This is a genomic window from Photorhabdus asymbiotica (assembly GCF_003634575.1).
GTDB classification, from domain to species: Bacteria; Pseudomonadota; Gammaproteobacteria; order Enterobacterales; family Enterobacteriaceae; genus Photorhabdus; species Photorhabdus asymbiotica.
In genome coordinates this window covers 410,891-424,499 of record NZ_RBLJ01000005.1, presented here as the reverse complement: position 1 = coordinate 424,499, position 13,609 = coordinate 410,891, and the positions used below count along the sequence as shown (strand labels likewise).

Genomic DNA, 13,609 nt, shown 5'->3' with positions numbered 1-13,609 from the left:
TGCAACTCGAAATTTATTGGGTATAAAACGATTATTCCACAGTCACTGATTTAGCCAAGTTACGCGGCTGATCAACATCAGTTCCTTTAATCAAAGCAACATGATAGGAAAGTAGTTGCAGTGGCACGGTATAAAATATTGGTGCAATCAATTCTTCGACATGCGGTAATGGAATGATCTTCATTCCTTCACTGTCTGTAAAGCCAGCATCTTGATCAGCAAATACATACAACAGTCCACCACGAGCACGTACTTCTTCGATATTGGATTTCAGTTTTTCCAATAACTCATTGTTTGGAGCCACAATGATAACAGGCATGTCTGCATCAATCAGTGCCAACGGGCCATGTTTCAATTCACCTGCCGCATAAGCTTCAGCATGAATATAAGAAATTTCTTTTAATTTCAGGGCTCCTTCAACCGCAATCGGGTACTGATCACCACGGCCAAGGAACAATGCATGGTGTTTGTCAGAAAAATCTTCCGCCAGCGCCTCGATAATTTTATCTTTCGACAACATGCCTTCGATGCGGCTTGGCAGTGCATGTAATGCATGAACAATTTCTTGTTCCTGCTCTGCATCAATACCATTTAAACGTCCAAGATAAGCCACCAGCATCAGCAATACAGTCAATTGGGTTGTGAAAGCTTTCGTTGAAGCAACACCAATTTCCGCTCCAGCTTTAGTCATCAGAGCAAAATCAGATTCACGTACCAAAGAGGAACCCGCTACATTACAGACTGTCAACGATGTGAGATATCCAAGATCTTTAGATAAACGCAAGGCTGCCAATGTATCTGCTGTTTCACCTGATTGAGACAACGTAATAAGTAAGCTTCCCGAACGGTGTGCTGATTTGCGGTAACGAAATTCAGAGGCAATTTCTACATCACAAGGAATACCAGCCAATGCTTCAAACCAATAACGGGAAACCATACCTGCGTTATAGGATGTACCACAAGCAACAATCTGAATATGTTCTACTTTGGATAACAATTCAGCTGCATTAGGGCCAAGTTCAGACAAATCTACTTGCCCATGACCTAAGCGATTTTCCAAAGTACTTTTGATTGCCATTGGCTGTTCATAGATCTCTTTTTGCATATAGTGACGATAAATACCTTTGTCACCAGCATCATACTGAATGTTAGATTCAATCTGTTCCCGTTCAATTGGCTCACCGTGAGAATTAAAAATACGCACAGTACGACGAGTTACTTCAGCAATATCACCTTCTTCAAGGAAGATAAAACGACGAGTAACAGGCAACAACGCCAATTGATCAGACGCAAGGAAGTTTTCCCCCACACCCAAACCAATGACCAAAGGACTACCAGATCTTGCAGCGATTACTGTTCCAGGATCACGGCTATCCATAATAACAGCACCATAAGCACCACGAAGCTGAGGAATAACACGCTGGACAGCTTCCAATAAAGTGCCATCCTGCTTTTGTTCCCAATGAACAAGGTGGGCAATAACTTCTGTGTCAGTATCCGATACAAACGAATAACCACGCTCAATTAATTGAACCCGCAATTCTTCATAGTTTTCAATAATGCCGTTGTGAACAACAGCAATATAATCGGAAATATGCGGATGAGCATTCCTCTCGTTCGGTTCACCATGTGTAGCCCAACGGGTATGAGCAATACCTGTCCCACCCAGGACTGGTTGTTTACCAACCTCATCAGCTAGCATTTGTACCTTACCTACTTCACGTAGGCGGAGCATATTCTTTTCGTTATCAACAACCGCCAACCCAGCGGAGTCGTAACCACGGTATTCCAAACGGCGAAGTCCTTCAATCAGGATTTCTGCAATATCTCGTTGTGCTACTGCACCAACAATTCCACACATCAGTTCTATTCCTAAAAACAGGGCCGATGAAAGCCCTTATATAATGTCACGAGCCTGATTGTTGTCCGGCTTTGCCGGTCCCCGAGCCTGTAGAGTGGGGATTATTATTTTATTTTTTCTTAACAGGGCGTTTCCACCCCTGAATATGTGTTTGCTTAGTTCTGCTCACTACCAGTTCATCTTCAGCAACATTTTTCGTCACTGTCGTCCCTGCACCAATTGTAGCGCCTTTAGCAATTGTCACTGGAGCAACAAGTTGGGTATTAGAACCAACAAAAACGTTATCACCAATAATAGTTTTAAATTTATTAGCACCATCGTAGTTACAGGTAATAGTACCTGCACCAATGTTTACATCACTACCAATATCAGCATCACCAAGATAAGTCAGATGTCCCGCCTTAGAACCTTTACCCAGATAAGACTTCTTCATTTCAACGAAATTCCCTACATGGGCTTTTTCCGCAAGTTTAGAGCCGGGACGTAAACGGGCAAAAGGCCCAACAGTACAACCAACCCCCATTTCAGAATCTTCAATGACTGTATATGGACTAAGAATAGAATCATCACCAATAATGCAGTTCTTCAGTACGCAACCTGTGCCAATCAGCACGTTATTTCCGAGAGTTACATTGCCTTCGATAATAACATTAGTATCAATAACGACATCACGGCCATGAATCAACGTGCCACGCAAATCAAAACGGGTAGGATCTAGCAGCATAACGCCGGCCAACAATAACTTTTCCGCCTGTTCAGATTGATAAATACGTTCAAGAGTAGAAAGTTGTAGGCGGTTATTTACACCTTCCATTTCACTCAAACGTCTTGGATGTACTGCTTCAATTTTTCGGCCTTCTTTATGAGCCAAGGCAATCACATCAGTAATGTAATATTCACCCTGAGCGTTGTTATTATCCAATTGGGATAACCAACGTTTTAAATCACCACCATTAGCAACCAAAATACCTGTGTTAATTTCACTGATTTTACACTGCTCTTCAGTTGCGTCTTTTTGCTCAATGATTCCAGTCACGTCCCCATTTTTACGAATAATACGACCATAACCTGTTGGATTATCCAGAATTGCTGTCAATAAACCAATACCACCTTCAGGTTTAGCAGCCAACAGACGCTCAAGGGTATCCGTACCAATAAGAGGTACATCGCCATATAACATCAGAATATCTTCATCATCAGTAAAATGTGGCGCTGCCTGCTGCATTGCATGACCAGTCCCTAACTGTTCCTCTTGTAATACCCAATTCAATTTTTGCTCAGAAAGAGTCTGCTTCATCAGATCACCACCATGCCCATACACCAAATGAACATTTTTAGCGCCCAATGCCATTGCAGTATCAATCACATGCTGAACCATAGGTTTACCTGCCAGCAAGTGTAAAACTTTAGGGAGATCAGAATACATACGGGTTCCTTTACCCGCAGCAAGGATAACAACACTTTTTGCACTGTTAGACATAAGAAACCTGATAACTCCAATTTAAGATAAAAAAAGTAAACCTGTTTGCGAGATAAATTACTACATATTTCGCAATACAAAAAAGCCAGTTAGCTTACACCAACTGGCTTCTTTTCTTTAACTGCCTGTATTACATTGCCTTTTTTGTCAACTCGATTACACGAAGTTTTGCAATCGCTTTAGACAATTCAGCTGATGCCTGAGCATAGTCAACATCACCGTGAGAATTGCGGATGTGTTCTTCAGCTTTACGCTTAGATTCCAACGCCTTAGCTTCATCCAAATCTTTACCACGGATCGCAGTGTCAGCTAGTACGATAACGCCGCTCGGTTGTACCTCAAGGATACCACCAGAAAGGTAAATTACCTCTTCTTCACCGAACTGCTTAACAATACGTACCATGCCAGGTTTTATGGCAGTAAGTAGTGGGGCGTGTCCTGGGTAAATCCCCAATTCACCTTCACTACCTGTCACCTGAATTTTCTGTACTAAGCCGTCAAACATCCGGCTTTCAGCACTGACAACATTCAGATGGTAAGTCATTGCAGCCATGTCAACCTCCGGTCAGCCGTATTAAAGTTTCTTCGCTTTTTCCACAGCTTCTTCGATGGTACCTACCATATAGAACGCTTGTTCTGGTAGGTGGTCATAGTCACCTTCTAAGATACCTTTAAAGCCACGGATAGTATCTTTCAGAGAAACGAACTTACCTGGTGAACCAGTAAAGACTTCTGCAACAAAGAATGGCTGAGACAGGAAGCGCTGGATCTTACGAGCTCGCGCAACTACCAGTTTATCGTCTTCTGACAGTTCATCCATACCCAGAATAGCGATAATATCTTTCAGTTCCTGATAACGTTGCAGAATAGACTGAACGCCACGAGCAACGTTATAGTGCTCTTGACCAACAACCAACGGATCAAGCTGACGGCTAGTAGAATCTAACGGATCAACCGCAGGGTAAATGCCCAAAGAAGCGATTTGACGACTCAATACTACAGTTGCATCCAAGTGGGCGAAAGTCGTCGCTGGAGATGGGTCAGTCAAGTCATCCGCAGGTACGTAAACAGCTTGTACGGAAGTGATAGAGCCGGTTTTGGTGGAAGTAATACGCTCTTGCAGAACACCCATTTCTTCAGCCAACGTTGGCTGATAACCTACCGCTGATGGCATACGACCCAGCAATGCAGACACTTCTGTACCTGCCAAGGTATAACGATAGATGTTATCAACAAATAACAGAACATCACGGCCTTCATCACGGAATTTCTCAGCCATTGTCAAGCCTGTCAACGCAACACGCAGACGGTTTCCTGGTGGCTCATTCATCTGACCATATACCAGAGATACTTTATCCAGTACGTTAGAATCTGTCATTTCGTGGTAGAAGTCGTTACCTTCACGGGTACGTTCACCTACACCGGCAAATACGGAGTAACCTGAGTGCTCAATCGCAATGTTACGGATAAGCTCCATCATGTTTACGGTTTTACCTACACCCGCGCCACCAAACAGGCCAACTTTACCGCCCTTGGCAAACGGACAAATCAGGTCCATTACCTTAATACCCGTTTCTAGCAATTCTTGAGAGTTAGATAACTCTTCATAGCTTGGAGCCGGACGGTGAATAGGCCAGCGTTCTTCTTCGCCAATATCGCCCTTCATGTCGATTGGTTCACCCAATACGTTCATGATACGACCCAGTGTAGCTTTACCAACAGGAACTTCGATTGGGTGACTTAAATCAGTCACACTTAAACCACGGCTTAAGCCATCAGAAGTACCCATTGCAATACAACGAACAACGCCGCCGCCTAACTGTTGCTGAACTTCCAGCACCAGCTTAGCTTCGCCGTTTTGAACCTCAAGTGCATCGTATACTTTTGGTACAGCATCTTGAGGGAATTCGACGTCCACCACGGCGCCGATTACCTGGATAATCTTTCCAGTAGCCATCTTGAATCCTCTACGTAATTCGTAAACCTAGCTGTTAAACCGCGGAAGCACCCGAGACAATCTCGGTCAACTCCTGAGTTATGCTGGCCTGACGAGCTTTGTTATAAACCAACTGCAGCTCTTTGATCAGGCTGCCACCATTATCAGTCGCGGCTTTCATCGCCACCATTCTTGCGGCCTGTTCACTAGCCAGGTTTTCAACGACGCCCTGATAAACCTGCGATTCTACATAACGACGCAGCAGTATATCCAGCAACGCCTTAGGATCAGGTTCATATAAATAGTCCCAGGATTTCTTCTTCAACGTCTCATCATCTCCGGCAGGCAGAGGCAATAACTGAGTAATAGTCGGTTCCTGAGACATTGTATTAATGAACTTGTTTGTCACCACATACAATTTATCCAGACGTCCTTCATCGTATGCCCGTAACATGATATTAACCGGCCCGATCAATTCGGACAGTGAAGGGTTATCTCCCATGCCTGTAACCTGAGCAACGATATTGCCCCCAACAGATGCAAAGAAAGAAGCAGCCTTAGAGCCGATAAGCGCCAGATCACACTGGACACCTTTATCAGACCAGCCTTTCATGTCTAACATCAGCTTTTTGAATAAATTAGTATTCAAACCACCACACAAGCCACGATCGGTAGAAACAACCAGATACCCGACACGTTTAATTTCACGTTCTTCAAGGTATGGATGTTTATATTCCAGATTACCTAACGCAAGGTGACCAATCACGCTACGTATGGTTTCTGCATAAGGACGGCTGGCCGCCATGCGATCCTGCGTTTTACGCATTTTGGACGCAGCAACCATCTCCATCGCTTTAGTGATTTTTTGCGTGTTTTGCACGCTGGCGATCTTGGTACGTATTTCTTTTGCGCCGGCCATTCCTGATTCTCCTCATTAACCAGACGGCCCATGTTTAATTAAACTGGGCCGAATAGTGTTACCAGGACTGAGTTGCTTTGAAGGAATCGAGCAGAGCTTTCAGCTTCGCTTCGATCTCTTCATTGTAACCACCAGACTGGTCAATCTCTTTTAGAAGATCAGCATGTTCACGGCTGGCATACGCAAGCAGCGCAGACTCGAAATCAATAATCTTAGCGATTTCGACATCTTCCAGATAACCACGTTCCGCAGAAAACAGAGACAGTGACTGTTGCGCAACAGACATCGGAGCATACTGTTTTTGTTTCAGCAATTCAGTGACTTTCTGACCATGATCCAACTGCTTACGAGTTGCATCATCAAGGTCTGAAGCAAACTGAGAAAATGCTGCCAGTTCGCGATACTGAGCCAGAGCAGTACGAATACCACCAGACAATTTCTTCACGATTTTAGTCTGAGCAGCACCACCTACACGGGATACGGAAATCCCAGGGTTAACTGCCGGACGAATACCCGCGTTGAACAGGCTGGATTCTAAGAAGATCTGACCATCAGTAATTGAAATAACGTTTGTTGGTACGAATGCTGATACGTCACCAGCTTGAGTCTCAATGATAGGCAGAGCTGTCAGAGAACCTGTTTTACCTTTCACTTCGCCATTCGTGAATTTTTCTACATATTCAGCGTTAACACGCGCAGCACGTTCCAGCAAACGGGAGTGCAAATAGAAAACATCACCAGGGAATGCTTCACGTCCTGGTGGACGACGGAGCAACAGAGAAATTTGACGATAAGCAACAGCTTGCTTAGATAAATCATCATAAACAATCAGCGCATCTTCACCGCGATCGCGGAAATATTCGCCCATTGCACAACCAGAATATGGTGCCAAATATTGCAATGCAGCAGATTCTGAAGCAGTCGCAACGACTACAATAGTATTGGCAAGAGCACCATGCTCCTCTAATTTACGAACTACGTTCGCAATAGTCGAAGCTTTTTGACCAACGGCGACATAAACACATTTAATGCCTGAATCGCGCTGGTTAATGATTGCATCAATAGCCAATGCTGTTTTACCCGTCTGACGGTCACCGATAACCAGTTCACGTTGACCTCGACCAATTGGGATCATAGCGTCAACAGATTTATAACCAGTCTGTACCGGCTGATCAACGGATTGACGGTCGATAACACCCGGAGCAATCATTTCAACAGCAGAGAAACCATCATGCTCAACAGGACCTTTACCATCGATTGGTTCGCCCAGAGTGTTTACTACACGACCAAGCAGACCTCGACCAACGGGTACTTCAAGAATACGGCCAGTACATTTGACCTTCATGCCTTCTGCTAAGTCAGCATATGGGCCCATCACAACCGCACCCACGGAGTCACGCTCCAGGTTCAGCGCGATTGCATAACGGTTACCAGGCAGCGCGATCATTTCACCCTGCATAACTTCGGCTAAACCGTGAATACGAATGATACCGTCGTTAACGGATACAATCGTACCTTCATTGTGAGCTTCACTCACTACATTGAACTGAGCAATGCGCTGCTTGATCAGTTCGCTGATTTCGGTGGAATTCAGTTGCATATGCTCCAGTCCCCTTAAGACTGCAAGACGTCTGTTAAGCGATCTAAACGGCCACGAATACTGCCATCAATCACCAAATCACCTGCGCGGACTACCACACCAGCAATAACAGACTTATCAATTTTGCAATTCAGCTTAACTTTGCGTGACAGACGTTTTTCCATCGCCGTAGAAATTTTAGCCAGCTGTTGCTCACTCAGTTCGGTAGCAGAAATTACTTCAACATCAACAGTTGATTCAAGTGACGCACGCAATTGAATAAATTGCTGCAAAACTTCCGGTAACGCCAATAAGCGGCCGTTTTCTGCCATTATACGAATAAAGTTCTGAGCATGTTCATCGACCTGTTCACCGCAAATTGCGATAAAAGTATTGGCTAACGTTTCCGATGCCAATGAACCGGAAAGCAATTCACCAACTTGCTCATTACGAGTCACTTCAGCTGTGAACGCCAGCATATTCTGCCATTGTTCGAGCGATTGTTTTTCCACAGCAAAGTCAAAAGCTGCTTTGGCGTAGGGGCGAGCTACAGTAGCAAATTCAGACATGCCCCTCCCTCCTTACAGTTCAGCGACCAGTTTATCAACGATGTCGCTGTTAGCAGCTTCATCCACGGAACGTTCGATGATTTTCTCGGCACCTGCGATAGCCAACATAGCGACCTGCTTACGTAACTCCTCCCGAGCACGCTTACGTTCGGCATCAATTTCTGCCTGAGCTTGCGCTACGATTCGGTTACGTTCCAGCTCAGCTTCAGCTTTTGCATCATCAAGGATCTGGGCTTTTTGTTTATTAGCCTGTTCAATGATGACCTGAGCTTCAGCTTTTGCTCTCTTCATTTGGTCGGTCGCATTGGCTTGCGCTAAGTCCAGGTCCTTCTTGGCACGTTCCGCAGAAGATAAGCCGTCAGCAATTTCCTTTTGACGCTTTTCAATGGCCGCCATAATTGGTGGCCATACAAACTTCATACAGAACATAACAAACAGGACAAACGCAATGGCCTGGCCGAGGATTGTTGCATTAAGATTCACAGCACAATACCTCTTTTAAATTAATGAGTTGACGTAGTTTCTAATTTTTTTACAAACTACGCGACAGCAAACATTACGTACAAGCCAAGGCCCACAGCAATCATCGGAATGGCGTCAACCAGACCCATAACGATAAAGAACTGTGTACGCAACAGAGGAATTAAATCCGGCTGACGAGCAGCACCTTCCAAAAATTTACCTCCGAGGATGCCGATACCGATCGCAGCACCGATTGCCGCCAGACCCATCATTACAGCGGCAGCCATGTACAGCAGATCCATATTCAGGTTTTCCATGACAGTCTCCAGTTTGTTTCAGTTAAAACACAGTTATTGTGGTAAAAATTAATGTTCTTCAGATGCCATCGACAGATAAACAATCGTCAGAACCATGAAAATAAAGGCTTGTAACGTAATAATCAGTATGTGGAAAATAGCCCAAGGCAGGCTAAGCATCCACTGCGACCACCACGGTAACAGACCAGCTATAAGAATAAAGATCAATTCACCCGCATACATGTTACCAAACAGTCGTAGACCGAGTGATACCGGTTTTGAAAGCAGGCTAACCCCTTCCAGAATTAAGTTAATTGGAATAAACAGCGGATGATTAAAAGGCTGTAAAGTCAGCTCCTTTGTAAAACCACTAATTCCTTTCATCTTAATACTGTAGTAGAGGATGAGGACAAAGACACCGATAGCCATCGACAAGGTAATACTGACATCCGCTGTTGGTACAACACGCAGAGCAGGCAAGCCGAAGACATGTTCACCGATATAAGGGAGAAAATCGATTGGCAGTAGGTCCATTATATTCATCAATAACACCCAGACGAACACAGTCAATGCCAGAGGGGCAATCACTTTGCTCTTCCCGTGATACATATCACGAACGCTGTTATCAACAAAACCCATGATCAATTCTATAGCAGTCTGAAGTTTGCCAGGTACGCCACTGGTGGCATTAACCGCAACCTTTCTGAATACATACAGAAATAAAATCCCTAATACGACTGAGAAAAAAAGCGAGTCAATGTTCAACGTCCAGAACGTTGCAGAACCACCAGAGTTGGGATCGACCAACTCAAAGGTACGTAGGTCCAACTGAAGGTTATTCAGGTGGTGGCCTATGTAGTCCCTTGCAGTTGAAACTTCTCCTGATGCAGACATGATGCCTCTTACCCTTTTGTTGTTGAAAACCTAACCGTTTATCACAGCTGATGCGATGATCTGCACAATCAGCACCACTAAATAAGCCAAACCTAGCGGTACAAACGCCGCTTTAAACACCCCTAAAGCAACAATCAGCACAGCTATCGTAATAATAACTTTCACCCCTTCGCCAATAGCGAAAGACCATGCAACACGCACAGAAACGTCTTCTCCCTTTGCTTTTTGAAAACCAGCAAATAGCATAAAGATGGCATTTGGTAACCAACATGCTAATCCACCAGCAAAAGCAGAAGCGCCCCATTCTATACTTTTGGTACAAAAAGCCACACTGAGAATAACAAAAGTCATTAACTGCAAAAATAGCAGTTTCAGTGCAATTTTACCGCTGTAAAGGGATACAGACATGACTTTTGTTTTCTCCCCTGCACGCTTTGCATATCAGGTTTTGCTGAGTGTTGTATAAAACTGCCTTTACTTAAGAGTGTCAAGTGACAAAAACGTGCAAATTATACGGGCAGCCAAAATGAATTCAATCCATAAGTAGCGAAAAGGTGAACAATTATTTAAATTTTTTACTTTGGCACCAAATCACAAGCTAATTATTGTACTGATTTTTTGTTTTTAATAATTTCATACTTTCAAATTTAAATGTGATTTAAATCACAGAAAATTTTCATTTATTAATTATTTTTAACATTTACCATAAATAAAAATAAAATATATTCTCAATTAAATCAAAATGTTAATTTTAGCTATTGAAAATAAGGTTATTATATTATTGACTTAAATGACCAAACTAATTTTAAGTTGTTTTAAAAAAGCAAATCTGATGAAAAAACGCTTTATCTGCTTTTTAAAAGCTCAACTATCTTAATATCGAGATAGTGTTATTTTTATGTAATAACTCGGTAAATTAAAGCTGAAACGAGACAAATCATAATTAGTGATGTTGACTACAGTATAATTGTGCTCAACATCACTAATTATTTATAACTTTATTGACAAATAACAAAATTAGTTTGATTTAAGGATAACCAGATGGCGCTGCCCTTCCAATTCGGGAACATCTAACTGAATAACTGAATCGACAGATATTCCGGAAGGTAACATAGTAAGTTCCTCTTCAGGAAGTACACCTTTAAGCGCATAGAAACGTCCATGAATAGGCTTAGATAAATGATTGCACCAAGAGACCATATCTTGCAGTGAAGCAAAAGCTCGACTTATAACGCCATCAAAAGGTGGCCCAGAAAGATACTCTTCAACCCTACTTTGCACTGGCTCGATATTTGCTAAACTAAGTTCATGCTGGACTTGGCGCAAAAATCTGACTCTTTTACCTAAACTATCCAGCAATGTGAAATGAGAATCTGGACGAACAATAGCTAACGGAATTCCCGGCAATCCCGGACCGGTTCCTACGTCTATAAAACGATAACCTTGCAGATAGGGACTGACAATAATGCTGTCCATGATATGACGCACTAACATCTGCTCAGGATCACGAACAGATGTGAGGTTATAGGTTTTATTCCACTTATTGAGCATATCAACATAGGCTATAAGCTGCTGTTTTTGCTGTTGTGAAAGTTTTATTCTTGCTTTAGTCAGCAATAATTCCAGTTTGTTAAGCACAATAAAGATCCTCTCAGGCACTGCGGCGCAGTAATCCTTGTTTTTTCAGCCATACAAGCAAAATAGAAATTGCAGCAGGTGTTATTCCTGAAATACGCGAAGCCTGACCAATTGAGCTTGGTTTGTGATCATTGAGTTTAGCGACAACTTCATTAGAAAGACCACTGATCTGGCAATAATCGAGATCAATCGGTAATGACGTGTTTTCATTACGTAATTGTTTTTCAATTTCTTCCTGCTGACGGGCAATATACCCTTCGTATTTGACTTGAATTTCAACTTGATCAGCTGTCTGTGGCTCTTTAAGGCCAGGTGAAAACAGAGGCAATGACGTCAAAAGTTCATAATTCATTTCAGGACGGCGTAGTAAATCTTCACCATTGGCTTCTTTCGATAATGGCGTTTTTAGTATATCATTGATATCAATAAGATTATTAGAATGGGGATGAATCCAAATATTACGTAGACGTTGACGTTCTTGTTCAATCATTTCCACTTTACGGCAATAATGCTCCCAGCGCGAATCATCCACCAGTCCTAATTTGCGTCCTTTTTCTGTTAGGCGAAGGTCTGCATTATCTTCACGTAACATCAGGCGATATTCAGCTCGGGAAGTAAACATACGGTATGGTTCTTTAGTACCTAAAGTACATAAATCATCAACCAGAACGCCAATATAAGCTTGATCACGGCGAGGGAACCACCCTTCTTCTTCTGTAGCATAACGAGCTGCATTAAGACCTGCCAAAAGACCTTGAGCCGCAGCTTCTTCATAACCTGTCGTACCATTAATTTGCCCAGCAAAGAATAAGCCGTGTATAAATTTACTCTCCAGTGTTTGTTTTAGATCTCTTGGATCAAAGAAATCGTATTCTATTGCGTAACCAGGCCGAACGATACGGGCGTTTTCCATCCCTTTCATGGAGTGAACAATTTGCATCTGTACATCGAATGGCAAACTGGTAGAAATACCATTTGGATAAATTTCGTTGCTAGTTAATCCTTCCGGCTCAAGGAAAATCTGATGAGCATTACGATCCGCAAAGCGCATGACTTTATCTTCGATCGAAGGGCAGTAGCGTGGACCGATCCCTTCAATGATCCCTGCATACATAGGGCTGCGATCCAAGTTGTTTCGAATCACATCATGCGTTTTTTCATTGGTGTGGGTGATATAACATGGCATCTGTTGTGGATGTTGTCCCGCATTCCCAAGGAAAGAGAATACTGGCGTTGGAGTATCACCTAATTGTTGGGTTAATTGGCTAAAATCAATAGTTCTGGCATCAATACGCGGTGGTGTACCTGTTTTTAATCTGTTTACACGTAAAGGTAGTTCGCGTAAGCGTTGTGATAATGAAATTGCTGGGGGATCGCCAGCCCTTCCCCCACTGTAATTTTCTAAGCCGATATGGATCTTACCGTCTAGGAACGTACCTACTGTTAAAACAACAGCTTTGGCCCTGAATTTAAGCCCCATACGGGTTACTGCACCGATGACCATGTCGTTTTCAACAATTAGATCCTCTACAGGTTGTTGGAATATCATCAGGTTAGGCTGATTTTCTAATGCTGTTCGTATAGCTTGACGATAAAGAACCCTGTCAGCTTGAGCACGTGTTGCACGAACAGCAGGCCCTTTACTGGCATTTAAGGTTCTAAATTGAATACCAGCTTGATCAGTTGCTTTGGCCATTAGGCCACCGAGTGCATCAATTTCTTTAACCAGATGTCCTTTACCGATTCCACCGATGGCTGGGTTACATGACATTTGGCCCAAAGTATCAATATTATGAGTCAGTAATAAGGTTTGACGGCCCATACGAGCAGCTGCCATCGCAGCTTCAGTACCGGCATGACCACCACCGATAATGATGACGTCAAATTGCTCTGGATAAAACATGGTGATGAACCTTTCGTTGTAAGAATGCTAATTGTGCATTAAGGGAAGAGAATTCTACTCAAGTTTAAGCGA

13 protein-coding genes are annotated in these 13,609 nt (G+C 43.1%); all 13 read right to left on the bottom strand.

The window, feature by feature from the left end; genetic code table 11:
- Positions 1–31 precede the first annotated feature (31 nt).
- On the bottom strand, positions 32–1,861 hold the full coding sequence (gene glmS / locus BDD30_RS21630) for a glutamine--fructose-6-phosphate transaminase (isomerizing) (RefSeq protein WP_012776228.1): 1,830 nt from the start codon (positions 1,859–1,861) through the stop codon (positions 32–34).
- A gap of 109 nt (positions 1,862–1,970) precedes the next feature.
- Positions 1,971–3,341, bottom strand: coding sequence for a bifunctional UDP-N-acetylglucosamine diphosphorylase/glucosamine-1-phosphate N-acetyltransferase GlmU (gene glmU / locus BDD30_RS21625; RefSeq protein WP_012776229.1), 1,371 nt, complete (start codon positions 3,339–3,341; stop codon positions 1,971–1,973).
- A 130-nt stretch (positions 3,342–3,471) separates the two neighbouring features.
- A complete protein-coding gene (locus BDD30_RS21620; RefSeq protein ID WP_012776230.1) occupies positions 3,472–3,894 on the bottom strand; it encodes a F0F1 ATP synthase subunit epsilon in 423 nt (140 codons plus the stop codon).
- 21 nt (positions 3,895–3,915) lie between these two features.
- Positions 3,916–5,298 carry a F0F1 ATP synthase subunit beta gene (atpD, locus tag BDD30_RS21615; RefSeq protein WP_012776231.1) on the bottom strand — a complete coding sequence of 461 codons (1,383 nt, stop codon included), beginning with the start codon at positions 5,296–5,298 and terminating at the stop codon, positions 3,916–3,918.
- A gap of 34 nt (positions 5,299–5,332) precedes the next feature.
- Entirely contained in the window at positions 5,333–6,196 is an 864-nt protein-coding gene (atpG, locus tag BDD30_RS21610; RefSeq protein WP_012776232.1) for a F0F1 ATP synthase subunit gamma, read from the bottom strand.
- Positions 6,197–6,254: 58 nt separating this feature from the next.
- Positions 6,255–7,796 (bottom strand): F0F1 ATP synthase subunit alpha, encoded by a 1,542-nt coding sequence (gene atpA, locus BDD30_RS21605; protein ID WP_012776233.1) that lies wholly within the window; start codon positions 7,794–7,796, stop codon positions 6,255–6,257.
- 14 nt (positions 7,797–7,810) lie between these two features.
- Positions 7,811–8,344: a F0F1 ATP synthase subunit delta gene (gene atpH / locus BDD30_RS21600; RefSeq protein WP_012776234.1), complete on the bottom strand. Its 534-nt coding sequence runs from the start codon at positions 8,342–8,344 to the stop codon at positions 7,811–7,813.
- Positions 8,345–8,356: 12 nt separating this feature from the next.
- Positions 8,357–8,827: a F0F1 ATP synthase subunit B gene (atpF, locus tag BDD30_RS21595; protein WP_012776235.1), complete on the bottom strand. Its 471-nt coding sequence runs from the start codon at positions 8,825–8,827 to the stop codon at positions 8,357–8,359.
- Positions 8,828–8,883: 56 nt separating this feature from the next.
- Positions 8,884–9,123 (bottom strand): F0F1 ATP synthase subunit C, encoded by a 240-nt coding sequence (gene atpE, locus BDD30_RS21590; RefSeq protein WP_000429386.1) that lies wholly within the window; start codon positions 9,121–9,123, stop codon positions 8,884–8,886.
- Between the two features lie 48 nt (positions 9,124–9,171).
- The gene (gene atpB / locus BDD30_RS21585) at positions 9,172–9,996 is read right to left on the bottom strand and encodes a F0F1 ATP synthase subunit A (protein ID WP_012776236.1); all 825 of its coding nucleotides are present in this window, start codon (positions 9,994–9,996) and stop codon (positions 9,172–9,174) included.
- Between the two features lie 30 nt (positions 9,997–10,026).
- Positions 10,027–10,404, bottom strand: coding sequence for a F0F1 ATP synthase subunit I (gene atpI / locus BDD30_RS21580; protein ID WP_012776237.1), 378 nt, complete (start codon positions 10,402–10,404; stop codon positions 10,027–10,029).
- 609 nt (positions 10,405–11,013) lie between these two features.
- Positions 11,014–11,634 (bottom strand): 16S rRNA (guanine(527)-N(7))-methyltransferase RsmG, encoded by a 621-nt coding sequence (rsmG, locus tag BDD30_RS21575; RefSeq protein ID WP_041381433.1) that lies wholly within the window; start codon positions 11,632–11,634, stop codon positions 11,014–11,016.
- 13 nt (positions 11,635–11,647) lie between these two features.
- Complete coding sequence (gene mnmG, locus BDD30_RS21570) at positions 11,648–13,537, bottom strand: tRNA uridine-5-carboxymethylaminomethyl(34) synthesis enzyme MnmG (RefSeq protein ID WP_012776239.1); 1,890 nt, start codon at positions 13,535–13,537, stop codon at positions 11,648–11,650.
- Between the last annotated feature and the right edge of the window lie 72 nt (positions 13,538–13,609).

What these genes read in the sequence shown, in the direction of transcription:
- glmS (WP_012776228.1), bottom strand. Translation starts at nt 1,861, where the DNA reads ATGTGTGGAATTGTTGGTGCAGTAGCACAACGAGATATTGCAGAAATC.
- glmU (WP_012776229.1), bottom strand. Translation starts at nt 3,341, where the DNA reads ATGTCTAACAGTGCAAAAAGTGTTGTTATCCTTGCTGCGGGTAAAGGA.
- BDD30_RS21620 (WP_012776230.1), bottom strand. Translation starts at nt 3,894, where the DNA reads ATGGCTGCAATGACTTACCATCTGAATGTTGTCAGTGCTGAAAGCCGG.
- atpD (WP_012776231.1), bottom strand. Translation starts at nt 5,298, where the DNA reads ATGGCTACTGGAAAGATTATCCAGGTAATCGGCGCCGTGGTGGACGTC.
- atpG (WP_012776232.1), bottom strand. Translation starts at nt 6,196, where the DNA reads ATGGCCGGCGCAAAAGAAATACGTACCAAGATCGCCAGCGTGCAAAAC.
- atpA (WP_012776233.1), bottom strand. Translation starts at nt 7,796, where the DNA reads ATGCAACTGAATTCCACCGAAATCAGCGAACTGATCAAGCAGCGCATT.
- atpH (WP_012776234.1), bottom strand. Translation starts at nt 8,344, where the DNA reads ATGTCTGAATTTGCTACTGTAGCTCGCCCCTACGCCAAAGCAGCTTTT.
- atpE (WP_000429386.1), bottom strand. Translation starts at nt 9,123, where the DNA reads ATGGAAAACCTGAATATGGATCTGCTGTACATGGCTGCCGCTGTAATG.
- atpB (WP_012776236.1), bottom strand. Translation starts at nt 9,996, where the DNA reads ATGTCTGCATCAGGAGAAGTTTCAACTGCAAGGGACTACATAGGCCAC.
- atpI (WP_012776237.1), bottom strand. Translation starts at nt 10,404, where the DNA reads ATGTCTGTATCCCTTTACAGCGGTAAAATTGCACTGAAACTGCTATTT.
- mnmG (WP_012776239.1), bottom strand. Translation starts at nt 13,537, where the DNA reads ATGTTTTATCCAGAGCAATTTGACGTCATCATTATCGGTGGTGGTCAT.